General features: G+C 54.8%; 13 protein-coding genes and 1 pseudogene. 8 read left to right on the top strand and 6 right to left on the bottom strand.

The annotated features are described in order from the left end of the window. Positions 1 to 23: 23 nt before the first annotated feature. The 4 genes and pseudogenes from AB7M33_RS05525 to AB7M33_RS05510 all read left to right on the top strand — a co-directional run. Positions 24 to 1,178 carry a Fic family protein gene (locus AB7M33_RS05525; protein WP_027594554.1) on the top strand — a complete coding sequence of 385 codons (1,155 nt, stop codon included), beginning with the start codon at positions 24 to 26 and terminating at the stop codon, positions 1,176 to 1,178. Between the two features lie 960 nt (positions 1,179 to 2,138). Beyond that, positions 2,139 to 2,621 (top strand): hypothetical protein, encoded by a 483-nt coding sequence (locus tag AB7M33_RS05520; protein WP_454242550.1) that lies wholly within the window; start codon positions 2,139 to 2,141, stop codon positions 2,619 to 2,621. A 463-nt stretch (positions 2,622 to 3,084) separates the two neighbouring features. Further along, positions 3,085 to 5,898 carry a TrlF family AAA-like ATPase gene (locus AB7M33_RS05515; RefSeq protein WP_454242549.1) on the top strand — a complete coding sequence of 938 codons (2,814 nt, stop codon included), beginning with the start codon at positions 3,085 to 3,087 and terminating at the stop codon, positions 5,896 to 5,898. Between the two features lie 243 nt (positions 5,899 to 6,141). Beyond that, positions 6,142 to 6,282: pseudogene (locus AB7M33_RS05510) on the top strand (IS5/IS1182 family transposase); the annotation flags it as partial. Positions 6,283 to 6,366: 84 nt separating this feature from the next. Here the strand turns inward: AB7M33_RS05510 and drt2 are convergent. Further along, the gene (drt2, locus tag AB7M33_RS05505; RefSeq protein ID WP_454242548.1) at positions 6,367 to 7,644 is read right to left on the bottom strand and encodes an antiviral reverse transcriptase Drt2; all 1,278 of its coding nucleotides are present in this window, start codon (positions 7,642 to 7,644) and stop codon (positions 6,367 to 6,369) included. Between the two features lie 1,593 nt (positions 7,645 to 9,237). Between drt2 and AB7M33_RS05500 the strand changes: the two genes are divergently transcribed. The 4 genes from AB7M33_RS05500 to AB7M33_RS05485 all read left to right on the top strand — a co-directional run bounded on the left by AB7M33_RS05500 (position 9,238) and on the right by AB7M33_RS05485 (position 13,067). Next, positions 9,238 to 10,437, top strand: a complete 1,200-nt coding sequence (locus tag AB7M33_RS05500; RefSeq protein WP_454242547.1) for a hypothetical protein — start codon at positions 9,238 to 9,240, stop codon at positions 10,435 to 10,437. Between the two features lie 548 nt (positions 10,438 to 10,985). Further along, positions 10,986 to 11,231 carry a hypothetical protein gene (locus tag AB7M33_RS05495; RefSeq protein WP_085274297.1) on the top strand — a complete coding sequence of 82 codons (246 nt, stop codon included), beginning with the start codon at positions 10,986 to 10,988 and terminating at the stop codon, positions 11,229 to 11,231. Between the two features lie 536 nt (positions 11,232 to 11,767). Continuing rightward, positions 11,768 to 11,995: a hypothetical protein gene (locus tag AB7M33_RS05490; protein WP_027594543.1), complete on the top strand. Its 228-nt coding sequence runs from the start codon at positions 11,768 to 11,770 to the stop codon at positions 11,993 to 11,995. Between the two features lie 142 nt (positions 11,996 to 12,137). Then, on the top strand, positions 12,138 to 13,067 hold the full coding sequence (locus AB7M33_RS05485) for a malate dehydrogenase (RefSeq protein ID WP_454242546.1): 930 nt from the start codon (positions 12,138 to 12,140) through the stop codon (positions 13,065 to 13,067). Positions 13,068 to 13,124: 57 nt separating this feature from the next. On the opposite strand, the gene AB7M33_RS05480 is transcribed toward AB7M33_RS05485, so the two are convergent. The 5 genes from AB7M33_RS05480 to AB7M33_RS05460 form a co-directional block, all read right to left on the bottom strand. Further along, positions 13,125 to 13,442 (bottom strand): helix-turn-helix domain-containing protein, encoded by a 318-nt coding sequence (locus AB7M33_RS05480; RefSeq protein ID WP_186683146.1) that lies wholly within the window; start codon positions 13,440 to 13,442, stop codon positions 13,125 to 13,127. 1 nt (position 13,443) lies between these two features. Further along, positions 13,444 to 13,740: a type II toxin-antitoxin system RelE/ParE family toxin gene (locus AB7M33_RS05475; protein WP_454242545.1), complete on the bottom strand. Its 297-nt coding sequence runs from the start codon at positions 13,738 to 13,740 to the stop codon at positions 13,444 to 13,446. A gap of 274 nt (positions 13,741 to 14,014) precedes the next feature. After that, entirely contained in the window at positions 14,015 to 16,444 is a 2,430-nt protein-coding gene (locus AB7M33_RS05470; RefSeq protein ID WP_454242544.1) for a TonB-dependent siderophore receptor, read from the bottom strand. Positions 16,445 to 16,522: 78 nt separating this feature from the next. Further along, positions 16,523 to 17,491 carry a FecR domain-containing protein gene (locus AB7M33_RS05465; RefSeq protein WP_027594538.1) on the bottom strand — a complete coding sequence of 323 codons (969 nt, stop codon included), beginning with the start codon at positions 17,489 to 17,491 and terminating at the stop codon, positions 16,523 to 16,525. Continuing rightward, on the bottom strand, positions 17,484 to 18,017 hold the full coding sequence (locus AB7M33_RS05460) for a sigma-70 family RNA polymerase sigma factor (protein WP_027594537.1): 534 nt from the start codon (positions 18,015 to 18,017) through the stop codon (positions 17,484 to 17,486). Before AB7M33_RS05460 ends, AB7M33_RS05465 begins: the two co-directional genes overlap by 8 nt. Positions 18,018 to 18,036: the final 19 nt, after the last annotated feature.

The raw sequence follows: 18,036 nt of genomic DNA, 5'->3' as shown, positions 1-18,036 counted from the left end.
CTCCTTTTAGAGATAATTTTCAGATGCCCCAATTCTCACACTACGACCTGCAGCTGCTGAACCCATCCTTCGACTCGCCCCTGGTTGACGTCCTGGCCGAGCTCGAGTTTCTTCGCCGGCTGAGGTTGGAGGGTGACACGCCACCCCAGGTGTTCTTTCAGCTCAAGGCGCTGTTCCACACGCTAGAGAGCTTGGGGTCTGCTCGAATCGAAGGCAACCACACCACGCTGGCCGACTACATCGACAGCAAGGTCGAAGGCAAAGCCGAGAGCACCGACCAACTGCTCGAAATTGCCAACATCGAGAAGGCAATGGACTACATCGAAGCGGTGATGAAGCCCGGAGAAGACCTGACAGAGCATACGATTCGAGAGCTGCATGCACTGACCGTGCAGGGGTTGCGTCGCGAAGGCGACAAAACGCCTGGCGCCTACCGGGAAGGCGCGGTCAGGATCGCTCAGGCGGAGCATCTTCCACCGGAAGGTGTGCTGGTGCCGCAGTACATGCAGGAGCTGGTGAGCTTCATCAACCGTGACGACTCGCCTAAATACGCCCTGATGAAGGTCGCCCTGGCGCACCACCGCTTCGGTTGGATTCACCCATTCGGCAATGGCAATGGGCGGGTGGTGAGGCTGCTTACCTATGCGCTGTTGATGAAGTACGGCTTCAACGTGAATACAGGTGGCAGGGTGCTCAACCCCACGGCTGTGTTCTGCAATGACCGAGACAAGTACTACACCATGCTTGGCGTAGCTGATACCGGCACCACTGCAGGGTTGGAGGCATGGTGTACTTATGTGCTGCAAGGCATTCGCGACGAGCTGGAGAAAGTCGACAAGCTCACCGACTATAGCTACCTCACGAAGTGCATTCTGCAGCCAGCGGTGAGCTTTGCACGCAGCCGGGAGTGGATTACCGAGACCGAGGAACAGATCCTCATCTGCGTGATAAAGATGAAGGTAATGAAGTCGAGCGATATCGCTCAGGCGCTTCCTGCGCTTACCCCCAACCAACGGACGTATCAGATTAAAAATTTGGTAGAGCAAGGCATGCTTTTGCCGGTCAACCCAGGTTCGAGGCAGTACACGCTTGGCTTCTCCAATAATTACCTTGTGCGCGGGGTCATCAAGGCGCTGAGAGAGCAGGGCTTCATTCCAGAGCCGCTGGACAGGCCGTGATCAATCGCACTTGCGTGCCGCATTCAGCTTGATGTCGTCTTGCATGCTGAGCATCGATGATGGTCAGCATGTAAAACGTGATTGAACGTTCTAGGCCCTCTGTAGGAGCGGCCTTGTGTCGCGAAAGGGCCGCATCACCGCTGAGCGTTGCGGCACAGGCCCCGCTTCCAGGAAAAGCTCCTCCATATGCCTCGAAGCAGCTTTTCGGAGCATGTATTGCCGAGCAGAACAAACAAGCCTCGTCGAAATTTCGGAAATCCACACTGCTCGTGTGCGACACCTGCCTTACTCAATTCTCCAAATCTTGCACGCCCCCTGTGGGAGCGGGTTTACCCGCGAACACGGGCGAAGCCCGTGCCATTCAACCCTTGGTTTGGCCCAAGATTCCCCGCGCATTGCGCCCGTTTATACATCCAGGAAAAAGGCGGGCGCTTCTGTAACTGCAGCAGCCCTGATCGCACATGACCTTGCGGCATCCCCCCTCGTGACAATCGGCGTGACAAACGCCGATGTCACCAGCAACAGCCATGTAGATGATGGTGCCGCAGACCAAGGAATGGACTGCACCTGACAGACAGTCAGGCATGCCCCGGTCATCGCATTGCTGCTTGCACCTGGCTCAGGATCTCGCGGCACTGGTCTCGTCAGCCAATGCAGCCTCCACCCGCCCACCGGTAACGGTGCTCAGGAGGCCAGATCATGAGATGCCCTTGCTCCCGGACGTAAGGAGCCGCCAGTCCCGCGTAGTGGACATTCCCCACAGGTCGCAGGGGCCTTGATCCCTGATAACACTCAGCATTCTTGGCGGGATGACGTGGGGCGAGGATCGGAAATCGGCAGATGGGGTGACCGACATGGCATTGGTGGGCGAACCACAGCAAGGCTTGAAACCAACTTGAGCTTGGATGAACATGCTGTCGCGCGCATTGAGCCGCTTACCGGATACAACGAGGACGAATCATGTCGAGCATGGATAATTTGGCAGAGGCCTTGCGCCTCAAGCGAGAGCAGGATGCGGCCGCCAGTGCCCCTACTAACGAGCAGGCACAGCAGTGGGCTCAAGCGCTCATTGCACTCTTCGCTCAACTGGAAAGCTGGATTAGCCCGCTGGTTGAGGCAGGGGTTGTGAAGATCACCCGGCATTCCGCTACTCAGGAGGAGAGTCCTAACCCTGGAGTTTCTGTTAGCTATGAGGCGCCGATGCTGGTTTTGAAGATCAACCGCAAAACAGCAGTGGTGCAAAACATTGGCTTGCTTGTTTCAGGTACGGATGGCCGTGTTGGATTGATAGGTGACGATAAGCGCTTCTTGATCAGCCGATCTCTGCATCCGACGGAGAGCTGGAGCATTGCTACGTACCTCAATATCTCTGACAGCGTTCCATCCTCTGAGCTGCCGCTAAGCGAAGAATCGTTGGCAGAGGCGCTTGCCCACTACCTGTAAGTGGTCACCTTGCGATAGTCGGGAACCCGAAGCCCAGCTGCACCGACCTGTGTGTAAGCGATACCCTCCCACCGAGCGGGATTTTCATTGCCATCAGCCTCAAAAGTGATCATAGAGGCGGTGGGTGCATCGGTGGTCACCAAAGGCACGTGGGCCGAAGCTGGGGCGGGACTTCTTGGCTTCCTGGCCCAGACCAACTGGATTGGCATCATGGGGTGTGTCTTCGCGCTGCTGGGCTTCTTGTCAACACCTAGGTTCTAGGTCCGTGAGGATCGGCGCGAAGCCACTGAAAGCCATGCGTGCATCGAAACGCTCAAGGGCAGTGCCGCCCATGAGCAACCGCATTTTGGTCATGCTGCGGACTGAATCGCCCTGATTTCCTACACCCTCACGCAATTGCCTGATGCCAATATGATGGCATACTGATCAGTCCAACTGACAAGGAAATGGACTTGGGGCGACAATGGGCGATTATCAGGGTATGCGTTGGTTCAAAACGGACTTTCAGGTTCAAACCCCGGAGGATAATCGCCATTGGGCTGACGATGATATGCGCCTGCATGACCGACGGCCATTAGTTGAAGGTAAGGCCTGTGAGCTGGGCATTCAGGAAAAAGCCAAGCGTTTTCTGCGACGTTGCCATGAGCTCGAACTTCAGATGGTCGGGATCACTGACCATAACTTTTCGGAGAAAACCGAGCCGCGGGACTGGTTTCTCACCCACCTCGTCGAACAAAACAGATCGGTGGCAAAGGACCTAGAACGCGAACCGCTGGCTATTTTTCCGGGTTTTGAAGTTGACATCGGCTATCACGTTCTTTGCCTGTTCCAACCTGCAAAAAAACAGCGGGACGTTCAACGCCTCAACATGATCCTCAGCAAGCTTGGGTTGGCTGAGCATGAGCGCTTTCGGGCTGGGGCTCCTATGCAACTGCGCCGTGATGGGCGTACCCTCAGCTTGAAAGAGCTGATTGAAGTTGTTCAGCATCACGATGGAATTGTGATCGCCGCCCATGCAGATCAGGCCGATGGCATGTTGTCGTCGCCCAACAATATCGCAGACTACCAGATACCCCAGCTGCTCGCGGTGGAGGTCGCCACCTACCCGATGCCGACAAAGATTCGGTCAATCCTAGACGGAAGCAATCGGGAGTGGTCCAGGCGCGGACGTCAGCCGGCTTACGTCCAATCGTCCGATGCTAAATCGTTGAAGGTAGGCGAAGACGGACAACCGCTAGCTAATTCATTGGGTTATCGGTCGACCTGGGTGAAAGCTTCAAAACCTTCCATCGCGGCCCTTCGTCAAGCTTTCTTGGACGGTGCATCTCGGCTCAGAATTCAGGACGCCCGTCCCTCGGATGAAGAGACGCATCCACGCATAGTTTTCCTTAAGTGCCGCGGGCTGACATTCCTCGCCGACCAAGACGTGTATTTCTCGCCCAATCTGAACACGATCATTGGCGGCCGTGGAACTGGAAAGTCGACGTTGATGGAGTTACTCCGCTTTGCGTTTGCTAGGGATACTGGCAGTCAGTTTTCTGCATCCATCAAGGCGAAGTTTGATCGCCTTCGACAGACCTTTTCTGGTGATGCTGAAATCCAGATCGGCTGGGAAGCGGTCCCTGGTCAAGTGGATGTCATTTCGCTACAGCCGCAGGGCACACATCAAGTTGTGCAGGGCGAAGTTCTTGATACCGCAGCGTACCTCAAGCAGATACCTATCCAATTCTACAGCCAGCAGCAACTCAGCGATCTCACCAATGTAGGTGGAGAAAGCAGCTTGCTGAGCATGCTGGATGAGGCTTGCAGTGCGGAGCAGCAGGCACTCAAAGCCCGCGAAAATACTCTGCGAGCAGAAATCGTGCAGATCTTCGCGGCTTCCGATCAATTAGCCGAATTGCGTAATGCTGAGAAGGACGTGGCACAACAGCTGACCGAACTCAATCGCCAGTGGCAAGCGCGTAAAGAGATTCAGGCAGAAGCGCTGCAGTTCCAGCGAGCTGAGGCTGGGCGCCAGTACTTTGAAAAAGCCAAGGCTCAGTCTCTAAGCGATGCTGAAGAAATTACCACACTTGCTGAAACGCTTGCCCAGCCGGGGGTATTGAACGATGGCAAGATCGAAATCTGGCCCAGGGCGGATTGGTTCAATGACTATACCCAAGGTGCATCAGCGCTCCGTCTGAAGTACTCAGAACAACTGATTGCGCTGGCATCATCCATGCGTCGGGAAGCCGCTGAGCTAGAACATAGGATGCAGGGCTGGGAGGCGGTATCGGCTGAGCTGATCGCCATCAAAGACGGCTTTATGCAAGCTTGCCAGGAAAGGGGGTTGCAGCCTCAAGATGTCGCTCGGCTTCAGGAAATCGAAAAAACGCGGCAGATCAAACAAGGAAACCTTGATCAGTTGCGAAAGCAGATCGAGGGCTTAGAGCCTTCGGTAGAAAAGCTCTCCGCTCTACTAGAAAAGCTTCACGGATTGTGGGCTGAGCAACTGTCTGTTCGTACCCGAACCGCTCAGGAAATCTCCAAGAAAGCCAATCGCTCGATCAATATCCTTGTGCAGCCGATGGGTGATAAAGCTCATTTTGACCGTGTTTGGGAGGGGTTAGCACCGGATGGACGTGCCCGCATCGGTAGGGCGTGGACACAGATTGGAGAGGTGCTGTTTGCGGATTTTCACAGCTACGTGGCCGCTAATCAACCACCGGCTTACTCGCCTTGGCTGCATATTAGAACCGTCTTAATGGAACAGATCCCTCTGCCTCAACAGTTGGAGGGACTCACCGGCGATATTCGTAAGCATTTTGTCGAACAGAAGGATAAATGGCGTGCTGCACGGTTGGTTCGTATTGAGGACCAAGTTGACCTTGAACTGTATCGCGCAGATGGCACCTTAGTCGGGAGCATCCAAAGCCGGGCGCTGTCAGAGGGGCAACGGAATACGGCCGTTCTTAAACTACTCTTGGCGCAAGGTGATGGCCCTATTGTCATCGACCAACCAGAAGATGAACTTGACTCTAATTTTATCTACCATGAGTTAGTGCCATTGCTGCGTAAGGTCAAGAATCGTCGGCAACTGATTTTAGCTACCCACAATGCTAACCTACCCGTCAACGCAGACACCGATCTGGTCTTTGCACTGGATGTTAGAAAGGGCCGCGGAGAGCGGCTGGCGGTGGGCGGACTCGACCAATCTGAGGCAGCGAATGCAGTGCTAAATATCATGGAGGGCTCAGCTGAGGCATTCAAGCGTCGTTTCGACAAGTACCATTTTTAAAGTTGATTGTCTGGAGCTTGCTGAAGTGCAACGTTCCTTTGCTGGAGAGGTTTGATATTACTGTAAGATAAGAGTGTAGAGCCAAAGGGGACAAATTTATTTTTTGCGATGCTCTTTGATGAAATATAAATTTTGGGCCCGCCCCGCGTCTAGGGACGTCAAGAGGCGATACTCGAATCGTTCTCTTGATGGTTGTGATGTTCACTCGGTCCTACGGTAAAGATAAATCTGTCCCCTTTTTCGATCGAGCGCATTTTTGGCTGGCTGAAAGAAAACCGACACATCGCGGCACGCTTCGGTAATCTCTCGAAAAGCTATACAGCCATGGTCTCGATGGCTTGCTCCATGCGGTATTTGCGACATCTCTTTTCGTACAGAGCCTAAGGTTCGATTTACTCCATCCTGATCGCCTTCAGCGGCGAGTTCGGGTCACCTAAAGATATACTACTGGTCTCCCATTGACTCTCGTTAATCCTTGATTTCCGCCTGGATCTTGCGCCAATGCGAGCGAAGCTGCTGCCGGATGGTCTTTGAGTTCATGATTTTCGCGGCTCGGTAACCGTAAGTGATGAAATTCCGGCGGCCGAGGTGTGTGTACCCGTTATAAATCGCCTTGAGGAAGAGTTCCCGGTCAATAGCGCCACGTGCTCTTCTGAGGATATTAATTCGATCCCTGGACTTTTTAGCCAGCCGAACCTTCACCTTCATTTTGCTATAATAACGTGTTAGGGACGCGGGACGGATAAACGTCCGTACCCCGTCGAACATGAATCCAAGATATTGGATAGGCCTATCAGCAGAAAGCTCCCCCTTGAAATTTCGAGTAAACTGCCTGACATCTGTCTTTTTATGCTGAAGGTCAAGGTGCAACTTTTTGATTTCGAGTTCGACGAACTCTCGAGTTTCAATCTCTTTTTCCACAGGGCAAATGACCATGATGTCATCACAGTAACGATAATATACCGACTCTGTGGAGGATAAATAGGATAGCATCGCGCAATCAAACTCCAGCATATAGAAGTTTGAAATCAGGGCGCTGATAGGGGAGCCTTGAGGTATTCCTATATTAGCTGCGTTAGAGTGAATTAGCTTTTTGCCACGAATATTTTCACGAAACTGTGCAGGCTCACATAGCCGATTATTCTTAGCAGTCGGGTGATGAATCGAAACGCCGAGGGCGTCGAAAGCTGCCTCTTTGTCTACCCAAGAATATTTTGTAATTGCTTTATATACCGCATAGTGGTCAGCTGGAAGTGACTTTAAATCAAGAAGTCTTTCCCATGATGCCTTGACTAAACTGTGATCTAAGCGGTCGAAAAACTTTTCAATATCAAAACACAAAACACTGCATTCGTCGCGTGATTTTATTTCTTCAAAAGCAGAGTGAGCATGGTGGATATTACTTTTTCCGCTCAGCGACCGAAATGCCAGAATCGATGTATCCAAGCCATGCTTGGCGAGCTTTCGCTCATAGGCTTGACTCAGCACCGATGAGTAATAGGCATAGATATGAGAGTCCATATGAGCAGCGTAGGATATATCCCGACTCTTAGGCACAGACTGGAACATCTTATAACGCGGTATGTAACTCGTTTTGACTGTTACAGCCGTATTCCGAATGAAGGGGTAGAACGAATGCGCGGAAACCCTATAAGGATTAGTGACGTAAGCCGTCGCCGTTGGCTCCGCTACAGGTCTATCAAAGTGGAGGTAACGTCTTGTTTTGTACCAGTCTTTCTTTTCCATTGGAGTGATTAATCCGTGCAATAAGCCAACCGGTGAGGCTTAGATGGCGGCAATCCATAGCTACCTCACCGGCTAATCTTAAATGTTCCCCACACTATCCATCTACGCTTACCGAAATCCGGCTGCGTAAACTGGCCGCAACTGCTAGGGATGACGTATGATGTCAGGATCACGATAATTGTTTCGCTCGGAGGTGCTCAATGATGAACAAGTTCCGCTCGGTCGCTCTCAGCCTGTTGGTCGCCTGGGCGACTCACATGGTTGAGATTGACAATCTGTGATTCACCTCGTGGTCTACACCACGAGCTACCTGAATTTATCAGAGTGAGCCCCCCATATTCAAGCCCACCTTGACTCAAAAATTCTCATTTATTTTATCGGAAAACTTTGACGCCAAGATTTCGGCAGATGAAACGTTACAGTACCAAATTTCAATTTTTCCCCGGCTAAACTAGCACCTTAACCGAAGCCCAGCCGAGGCCGCCCGTCATCAGAATGTGGAAGGGGGCGGGAATTAGGCAATATTATTTAGGAACGAGCAGGCTGTTTTGCCGCCATAAATACCGCAGTCCATAATTGTTCGACAAGCCACTCTGCTTCGGCAGGGCTGAGCATCCACACTATTCAGCCGAGCTTGAATAGGTCGACTCTTATAAGGCCTTATTGTCAGATCGTGAATTGCATGCTTTTTCCTCAAGGTTGACGATTGGATCTGGATCACTCATAGCCCAACTTACAACATAATTATCTCTAAATCGTGATGATCGAGTCGATCGATGCCCGCTTGCGGCTTAGACAAATTCGGGATGATGAGCGGAGTACAGACACCAATTAGAAAAAAGCGGACAGAGTTTTTCGACGCATTCACCGAAAATACATCTGTCCCCTTTTCAATCTGTCCCCTTTTTCAGTCCCATTTTTAAAGTAATTTTGTACAAAGAAGCGGGCAGCGGAGTCATTGGATGGCTGCTTCTGGCCGTTAGCTGCCTATCAGGCCATTAGCAGCCCTTAATTTACGGCTGCTTTCTGAGTACAAGCTTATGTTAGTTTCTATGGGGCTTGTGAACTCATGGAGTTGTGGTGATTTCTTTGGCGTATATTCATGTATCCAACACGAAACATCAGAATTGGTTTTGTGGTTGCTGACATGCTTTTGCCGCTGAGTAATAAGGGTAGGCGGCAAAAGTTTAACCATTTCCCGCGCTAAACTTGGCTTGGGTGATTTGCTAGACATAGTGCATACTGCATGATGCAATGAGTTGAAGCTACAATCGAATTCACATGACGGCAAGGCGCTGGCAATGACCAGATATTGGTTAGGATTATTTGGGGATTTATTTCGTCAGAGGCCGGCACGCTACATAGCCCAATTACTCAGTGCCAAATTTTCATGAGCCATGCCCTGGTTTTAAAAGATCGATCATCTAGCAATTGCATTTACAGGGATTTGGCAGTGTGCCACTATTGGGGGCTGGATGGATTTACAGATACGAGGACGTCACTATAAAACTGAAGCGGCTCGAAAGAAAATGTAGATAATTCTTTGCAAAAAAACTTCTGTCTTATAATCGTGATTCTATATCAAGGAATGTTATGCTCAGTCTTCACAATCCCGGAATAAAAAATATTCTCGAGCACCACGATATTGGTCTTCTAGCACTGAGGACCGATGCCGATAAATTGATTTTAGTTGTAAAAATGAGCAAAGAAGCATTGCTCGCCATAAAGACATGCAATGGGTTTAAACTGTCCTTCGTCGAATATGAATTCAAGGGTGTCCGAGCGCATGCGCTTCTTACACTTATTTTCGATATTCCAGACGAGCCGCTCAGTCTGACCAGTACGCTCTATGATGTCGAACATTCAAGAGATCTGATAGAGCTATTGAGTCAAGGGGAGTTTCAAGTCTATGGTTTCGACGAACACAATCGCGAATTTTTTGGTCAGCTAGCGAAAATTGAAACCGCTGAAAGATTTCAAGAATTTAAGAAAAAATTAATTCTGCGTGTGCGCCAATCAGATAGTGAATTTGATTTTGAAAATATTGTGAACGCTTGCTATCATACTGCAAAAGACAATAATTCACAAAATACTTTTTCTGTTAATTTTACCTCATCCGTATACCCTGAGTTTAGTCATTTCATTGATACGACAAACTTAATATGCACCCCGTCCAGCGAGCTACAACCCCTATATTACAGTCTAGAACGCAAAGAGCCTGGGGATCAACAAGAGTTAGATATTTTTCTGCTGCTGAAAAAAATATTTCCATGTGATGATATATTTTTAAATCCTATCCGACTGGATAATGGCGAGGAGTTCTCAGATATTTTAGTCGTCACTGAAAAACACGCTCTTATCGTCCAAGCAAAAGACAGTCCAAATACAGCCTCCTTACTATCAACTTCAATAAGCCGAAAAAAGAGTAAAACTGTCAGCCATTTAGATAAGGCAGTCCGGCAATTGATCGGGGCTATAAATCATGCAGGTCAAAATAAAATATTAAAATTTAAGCTTGACGATGAAGTCATCGAGGTGGATCTTGTTGGTCGAAAGTTATTCGGTCTTGCGGTAGTTAAGGAGTTGTTCGATGAGGATCGATCGGCTTATATGGATAATCTATTAAGGCCATTTAAATCCACGGGAATCCCTTGCTCGGCGCTGAGCTATATGGACCTTCACTACTATTCTTGCCATGTGGATGGAAAGACTTTCTTTGATGTTTTAGATGAAACTCATTCTGAAGGAGTGAAAAGGGGTGTCCTGCTAAAAGCAAAATTTCAAAATATTTAACAGTGCGCAATAAATTAACATAAATTCGCACCAGCTTTTATTGGCTCAAGCTTTCTGAGAGCTTCTTCCGGAATCGGTATAAGCCAAGCAGAAAAAACGGAACCTGTAGGCTGCCGCATACCATCAGCAGCCTGCATCGCTCCCTAGAAGTTTCAAAGCTAGGCCACATCTAGAGTACGACTACATTTTACCGATAGCTGGCATATGCAAAAGGTCGCTTTGGATCGAAAGATGCCATCCCCGAGAAGAGTCTGAGCTTGGCTTTGGCGAATGGATAGCTGAACTCTTCAGCGCCTTCCATCACCCTGTCATGACTTTTTCGCAGTGGTCGGAAGCCTGGAAATAGGCTGAGGATAAATTTAGAGATAAAGAGTTGTATCATGAAGAAAAATACCCATTGAATTCAGCCCCTTTCATGTTGATACGATTCCTGTCTCTGCCCCAGTCAAGCGTTTGGTAGTAGTCTCGGTGCCCCGGCCGTATGAATCGGGGTTGAGTCAGTAGGAAGCGGATGATTCACTCATCCCATTCAAGAAAAGGAAAACACCATGGCCAAACCACACGACTGGAACGACTGGGCTGGCGGACTGACACTGGTCCTTCAGACAATCGTTTATGTTCCACTGCTTTACGTCATCCTCATGCCATGGCTCTGCCTTGTGCTTGTGAAGCTTGAGAAGACGCCACTCTTCCCTGGGTTTTTCCACGCGATGGCCTCAACGGGCTGGCTGGTCGCCTCTGGGATTGTGGGCTCGGTAATACTGTTTGTGGTGATTCGTAGCTTGCTCCGCTGAAAAGCGCCGGGACGTATCGGAAGCTGGATGCGCCACGCTGCCCAGAATTGATCGTTCAGCCTCGACAGTAGAGTCCTTGGCCAGCGCCGAGAAACCTACGCTTCTCGGCGAATATTCACACACCCCCGAACCTTGCAATACCAAGCCCACCCAGATAACTTGCTCAAGTCGCGGACCATTCCGCGACCGGGTTTGGCGACCCGTACGAAAAGGCGCAACGGCGCCCCGATCACGATTGCAGGCGCTTTTTTTGCGTCCGCAGTTTCGTGTAATGGCGGCTGTGCGTGGGAGACCTTAGGGTCTGCCGGGTTCCTTTTCCTCGGTTCGCCAACCCGCGTACAGCTGCCACCCTAATCGTTTGGCGACGGTCAGCGTGGTGCTTCAACCGAAAAGGACCTCATGCATGCTCACTTTAAGTCCGTTAAGGATCCTCGCATCCGCTCTCCGCCGCCGCCCTTCGCCGGCCGCCACCCCCCACCGTTTCTACCCCCTCAACACCCAATCCCACCCCACCTCCAAACCCCAGGAGGCCCCCCATGACTGACCACGAACGCCTCTCCACCATTCAAAGCTACGCCTGGACCCTAGAACTGCTCGGCGAAGCCTTGGTCCAGCACGACGAAATGCTGGAATGCGAACACAACCCGCGCCTGAGCTTCCGCAACACGGCTGGCATCCATCAAGCGATCCAGATCATCAGCCGCCTGGCCAGTGAGCAGTGCGGGAAGGTGATGTCACAGCGCGAACAGTGCCCGGTCGATTAACCGGCGTAGTGCCTGAAAGCCAACCGTCCCTCCTCTAGAACGACCACTGGCCACCTCAGGGTGGCCTTTGGGCATTAGCAGGCAATACTTCTCTCTATACGCAGGCGTGTTCCTGGTGGCACGCGCCGCAGGGAGGTGTCAGGTGAACAAGCTATCAATCGTGGGTGCCGGGATGGTGGGCGAGGCGGCGGCTCAGATCATCGCCCGGGATGAGTTCTGCCGTGAGCTGGCGTTGATCGATGTGCAGGGTGAGTTGGCGCAGGGCAAGGCGCTGGATGTGTGGCAGGCGGCGGTCGAGGCTGGGTCCGATACGCGGGTTTACGGCGGGGCCAAGGCCGACATGCTGGAGGGGTCTGAGCTGGTGGTGATCACGGCAGGCGTGCCGCGCAAGCCGGGGCAGTCGCGGCAGGATGTGCTGAGTATCAACCTGCCGATTCTCGATGGCGTCATGCGGGATATCAAACGCCATGCGCCAGCGGCGACGGTGCTGGTGGTGTCGAACCCCGTCGACGTGCTGACTTATCGCGCCTGGTCGCTCAGCGGGCAGGGCCGTAACAAGGTGTTCGGGCAGGCGGGGGTGCTGGATACCGCGCGCATGAAGTGCTTCATTGCCGAGGAGACGGGGTTTTCTGCTCGGGATATCACGGCGCTGGTGCTGGGCGGGCATGGCGATAGCATGGTGCCGTTGATGCGCTACTGCCAGGTGGGGTCGGTGCCGTTGTCGCACTTCCTGTCCAGCGAGCAGATAGAGCGGATTGTGGAGCGCACGCGCAAGGGGGGCGGTGAGATTTTGGGGTTGAAGAAAATGGGCAGTGCCTGTGATGCGCCGGGTGTAGCGATTGCGCAGATGGTGGATGCCATCGCCAATGGGCGAAATCGCATTTTGCCGGCGGTGGTGGTGCTGGAGGGCGAATACGGGCGAACCGATATCGCCATGGGGGTGCCGTGTGTGCTGGCGGAGGAGGGGATTGTGCGGGTGATCGAGTTGCCGCTGGATGCGCAGGAGCAGGTGATGTTTGACCACTCTGCGGATCAGGTGGCGCGGGATATTGCTGAAATGAATGCTCTGTGACCGGCGGTAGGGTGCTATCGCCGGCGGTCTGGCCGGCGATAGTGCGCAGAAGTAAAGTCAGTGCGTCGCAAGTTCCTGAGTCAGTTCAGGGTGCTTGAGAATTAAGCGCATCAGGCACAATACCCCGCCTGGAGGCACGAAGCGGCCCTGTTCCCAATCGCGCAAAGTCGCTACGGGTGTGGCAATTCGCTCGGCGAATGAGACCTGAGTTAGTCCGCAGCGCTCGCGAGCTTGGCGAACCAGGATTTGCTCCGGTGTCGTAACGCGTCCAACCCCCTGCTTGGCTTCGTTTAGCGCTTGGCGTAGGTCAGGCAACGGCTCGCCTGCGTCGGCCTCAATGGCTTTTGCAACACTTTCAATATCGATATCACGCATGTCATACCACCTTGCTGATTTCAGCGGGGCTGATGTTGGCACGCTCTGCCTTAGCGTAAATCGTGACCAATAACACAATTTCATCCTCGGTCAGGTTGAAATAAATCACGCGTGCGCCCCCGGATTTGCCCGATCCTGCGCAGCTCCATCGTACTTTTCTCGCGCCGTCTGCACCCGGAATGACATCCCCGGCTAGCGGATTGACCGCAATCCAGTCAATGAAAGCCACTCGTTCTTCATCAGTCCACAATTTGGCAGCGATTTTTTGGAACGTAGGGGTTTCAATTACTGTGCGCATATCGAATGTACGGGAATCCCTTATGGCATGCAACGTATACAAATGCTCAAAGGGCGTGTCTGTGAATTGCTAACCGATGCCGTGCGTCGACCAGCCTGCAAGGCTGCCCGACTTCACGTCGCGCTGGTGCAAGCCACTGAATTCGCCACCCTGAACTCATCGAGCGCTGTCTGCGCTTATGAGGATCATTGTGCAGACTTTGCAGCGTGGAGGCTCATCTGCAGATTTTCCAGATGTGTCCAATACGCCTACTGATGGCGAAGCGCACCGTCTCCTAGAAGCTATACCGCGCAGTCAGTTTCACGTTCCGTGGGTCGCCATAAATGTCATACGGGCTCCACCCACCATTGGCCACGCTGCTGTAGTAAGTCCGGTCGAACAGGTTGTTGACGTTGACCTGCAGGTCCAGCTGTTCGCTGGCTTGGTAGCCTGCCACCAACCCCACCACGGTGTACGAGCCTTGCTGGTTTTCCCATGCAGTCGCCCCCGCGCCCCCCGAAGTGCGGATGCGGCTCTGTTGGTAGATATCACCACCCACGCGCCAGCGCTGCAGTTCGCCGGGCAGGGTGTAGATCGTCGACAGCTTGAACAGCTGGCGCGGTTTGGCGCGGTCGAAGTCTTCGCCTTCGCGGGCTTTGTTGGCGTCGCTGACATATTTGGTCTGGGTGTAGGTGTAGCCGGCAGCCAGTTGCCAGTTGTCGGTCAGGGCACCCTGGATTTCGAGGTCGATACCTTTGCTGCGCACCAGGCCAGCGGCCTCGTAGCAGGCACTGGCGGCGCCTGAACCGCACCCTTTGACGTCGGGCAGCTCTTGGGCGCGGTTCTTTTGGTCGATCTGGAAAACCGCCAGGCTGGCGTTCAGTGCGCCACCAAAGTACTCGCCCTTGATGCCCACTTCGTAGTTTTCGCCCACCACAGGGTCGAGCACTTTGCTGTCCAGGCCTTTGCTGGTCTGCGGCTTGAAGATATCGGTGTAGCTGACGTAGACCGAGTGGTTGGTGTCCAGGTCGTAGACCAGGCCGGCATAGCGGGTCAGGTTGCGCGTGATTTTGTAGTTGTTCTCGCTGCTTTCGCTGTCATCGAATTCGTACCAGTCGAGACGGCCACCCAGAATCAGCGACAGCGGGTCGGTCAAACGCAGGCGGCTGCTGGCATAGACGCTGTCCTGGGTGGTGGTCTCGGGGAGGCCGTTGGGGCCCGTGACGTAATCCGGCTTGGCATGGCCGCGGGGGTTCCATTCGAAGAGGTTGCTGCCGGCGTCGATGAAATCGCTCCAGGCCTTGCCAGACCGATAATCCAGCTGGCGCTTGCTGACGCCAACGGTCAGGTCATGGGTTTGACCTAGCAACTGGAAGGGGCCGTTGACGGCCAGGTCGTAGCCTTTTTCCTTCTGCTCCATGGCTTCGGTCCACAGGTAGTGGCGGTCGTATTCCCATATCGAAGAGGCCAGCACGTCGGTGTCGGTCTTGGTCTGCATGGCCGCCAGGCGCAGTGTCCAGTCGTTGGCTAAGCCTTGCTCGAGGGTGGCGAAATAGCCGGTGGTGCGGTTGTCGGAATATTCCCAGTCATGGCCGAGGAAGGTGTCGCGCGGCAGCCCGAGGTGGCCGCCGCCACGGGCCATGGGCAAACCGCCCCAAATGTAGTTGGTGTGGTTTTTCTGCCGGTAGGCGCCGAGGGTGAGGGTGGTGCTTTCGCTCAGGTCGGCGTCGACCACGCCGTAGAACAGGTCATGGTCACTCTCCACCGAGTCGCGGAAGCTTTTGGCGTCTTGCTTGGAGACCACGGTACGGGCGCGCAGGGTGCCGGTTTCATTCAATGGGCCGCCGATGTCCAGCGTGCCGGTGTAATCGTCCCAACTGCCGGCACTGCCGGTGAGGGTGCCCTGGAATTCATGGGTCGGGCGCTTGCGTACCAGGTTGATGGCACCCCCGGGGTTGCCGGCGCCCTGGGCCAACCCGGTGGCCCCACGCACGATCTCGACGCGGTCGTACATGGCCAGGTTGGCTTCGCCGCTGGGCAGGTAAGTCAGGAAGCTGGTGGGGAAGCCGTCGTACATGATGTTGTCGACGTCAAAACCGCGGGCACTGAAAGAGGGGCGGCCGGCGCCGCCGGAGTTGCTGAGGAAGATCCCCGGCGCACTTTTGACCACATCGCTGATGGTGGTCATGGCCTTGTCGTCCATCCGCTTGCGCGTGACCACGCTGACGGCCTGCGGGGTTTCGCGCAGGCTCAAGGGCAGCTTGGTGGCCGTCTGCATCGTGCCGGTGGTGTACGACCCGCTGTTTTCGGTAGTCGCTGCCAAGCCTTGGCCGGTAATGCTGGTAGCGCCCAGTTCCAGGCCAGTGCCCGTGGCCTGTGGTGTCAGCAGGTAAAGGCCATTGCCTTGCGGTGACGCTTGCAGGCCGGTGCCTTGCAGCAGTTGCTGCAAGCCGCCTTCCACACTGGTGGCGGCGTTCAGGCCTGGGCTGCGCAAACCTTCGACCAGGCCTGGTTCGATTGGCAGGGTGATACCGGCTTGGCTGGCGAAATCGGAAAGGGCGCTGCTCAGGTTGCCGGCGGGCACCTGAAAGGTCCGGCCCTGCTGCGCGCTGTGCTCGGCGGCTTGCGACACGGCTGCAGTCAGGCCGCCACCTGTGATGATCAGGCCCAATGCAGCAGCGTGTACTGCCCGCGCCAATGGTTGCATGCCCTGCGTCGTCGCCATGTGTTCGTCCCGCCCTGTAAAAGTGATGTGCTTACGGTAGGGACACGCAACCTGAGCAAAACACGACAATGATTCTTGTTACGTATTCGCGCGCGCCGTGACGGTGACCCAGTAGGGCGTGCGGAAGTGGATGTCCACCGGCAGCGTCTGGCTCAAGGCGCGCAGAATCTGATCGGTGTCGCGCAGTTGGAAGGTGCCGGAGATCAGCAGCCGGGCCACGGCGGGGTCGCAACGCAGCAAGCCAGGCCGATAGCGCCCCAGCTCGCTGATGAAGTCATCCAGGCGCGTCTTTTCGACCCGCAGCACATGGTTGAGCCAGTCGAGGCGCTGCTCGGCCAGCGGCATGGGGGGCTGCACAGCCTGGAGGCTGACCTGGGTTTGCTGGCCGGCCGCCAGGCGCACCAGGCCGTCGTCACCCCGTGCCAGGCGCGGGCGCACTTCGACAGCGCCCTCCAGCGCGGCGAGGAATGTGCTGCCTGGGTACTGACGCACCAGCAAGCGGCTGCCGAGCGGGCTGATGTGCGCTTCGGCGGTATCGACGATAAACGGGCGCCTGGCAGGCTCACGGGGTACTTCGACCAGCATCTCACCGGCGATCAGGCGCACGCGGCGAACGCTGTCGTCGTAGGCGATATCGACCGCGCTACCGGTGTTCAGGCGTAGTTGCCCGCCATCCGGCAAGGGCACGCTGCGCTGCTCCCCGGTGGCCGTGCGCACGTCCGCCTGCCACTCGCGCCACGGCAGCCCGCGGTAGGCTGCGAGGCCAAGCGGGGCGGTGGCAATCAGCAATGCAAGGGTCTTGAGTGCCTGCCTGCGTTCCAGGCTGCGCGGGCGCTCCAGCGCCGCGCGGGTGGGGTCCCCGCTAAGTTGCTGGGCACGGCTGCTGAAGCGCTCGGCCAGTTGCCAGGCGCGCTCATGGTCAGCGTGCCGCGCCCGCCATTCGGCGCCGGCGGCATGTTCGGCGGCGCCGGCGCTGCTGCTCTGCAAGCGCACGAACCAGCTGGCGGCTTCGCGGGCAATGCGCCGGTCGATGGGTGCATTACTCATCGTGCGTACTGGCGAGCACGATGCATTCTTCAAACGCCCGCGCCAGGTGGCGTTGCACGGTACGGACGCTGAGCTTGAGCCGGCTGGCGATCTCTTCTTGGGTATAGCCTTCCAGCTGCGCCATCAGAAACGCCTGTCGGCTTTGAGCGGGCAGGAGGGCGAGTACCTGGTCGATTTCATCGAGGGCTTCGAGCACCAGCGCCTGGTGTTCCAGCGACGGTGCCAGCGCTTCTGGCGTTTCCGCCAGCGCGGCCAGGTAGGCGTGCTCCAGCGAGCGGCGGCGATAGAAGTTGAGGGCCAGGCGATTGGCGATTGTGGCCAGATAGGCGCGCGGGGCCGTGTAGTTCAGCGCCTCGCCGGTTGCGCTGCTGAGCAGCCGCACGAAGGTATCCTGGGCCAGGTCCGCAGCATCGGCGGCACTGCCCAAGCGCTTGCGCAGCCAGGTCTGCAGCCAGCCGTGGTGGTGGCTGTAGAGCTGATCGATGGCCTGATGCGGGTGATGATTTGCCGATGAGGTGGACTGCACGGGATACGATAGATGTTAA

The sequence above is a fragment of the Pseudomonas sp. Y3 TE3536 genome, from assembly GCF_053629175.1.
This window is presented reverse-complemented; position numbering and strand designations above follow the sequence as displayed.

Bases quoted from the DNA above. Each gene is read 5' to 3' on its own strand.
- drt2 (WP_454242548.1), bottom strand. From the start codon at position 7,644: ATGGAAAAGAAAGACTGGTACAAAACAAGACGTTACCTCCACTTTGAT.
- AB7M33_RS05515 (WP_454242549.1), top strand. From the start codon at position 3,085: ATGGGCGATTATCAGGGTATGCGTTGGTTCAAAACGGACTTTCAGGTT.
- AB7M33_RS05520 (WP_454242550.1), top strand. From the start codon at position 2,139: ATGTCGAGCATGGATAATTTGGCAGAGGCCTTGCGCCTCAAGCGAGAG.
- AB7M33_RS05465 (WP_027594538.1), bottom strand. From the start codon at position 17,491: ATGAGTAATGCACCCATCGACCGGCGCATTGCCCGCGAAGCCGCCAGC.
- AB7M33_RS05490 (WP_027594543.1), top strand. From the start codon at position 11,768: ATGACTGACCACGAACGCCTCTCCACCATTCAAAGCTACGCCTGGACC.
- AB7M33_RS05480 (WP_186683146.1), bottom strand. From the start codon at position 13,442: ATGCGTGATATCGATATTGAAAGTGTTGCAAAAGCCATTGAGGCCGAC.
- AB7M33_RS05500 (WP_454242547.1), top strand. From the start codon at position 9,238: ATGCTCAGTCTTCACAATCCCGGAATAAAAAATATTCTCGAGCACCAC.
- AB7M33_RS05475 (WP_454242545.1), bottom strand. From the start codon at position 13,740: ATGCGCACAGTAATTGAAACCCCTACGTTCCAAAAAATCGCTGCCAAA.
- AB7M33_RS05525 (WP_027594554.1), top strand. From the start codon at position 24: ATGCCCCAATTCTCACACTACGACCTGCAGCTGCTGAACCCATCCTTC.
- AB7M33_RS05470 (WP_454242544.1), bottom strand. From the start codon at position 16,444: ATGGCGACGACGCAGGGCATGCAACCATTGGCGCGGGCAGTACACGCT.
- AB7M33_RS05495 (WP_085274297.1), top strand. From the start codon at position 10,986: ATGGCCAAACCACACGACTGGAACGACTGGGCTGGCGGACTGACACTG.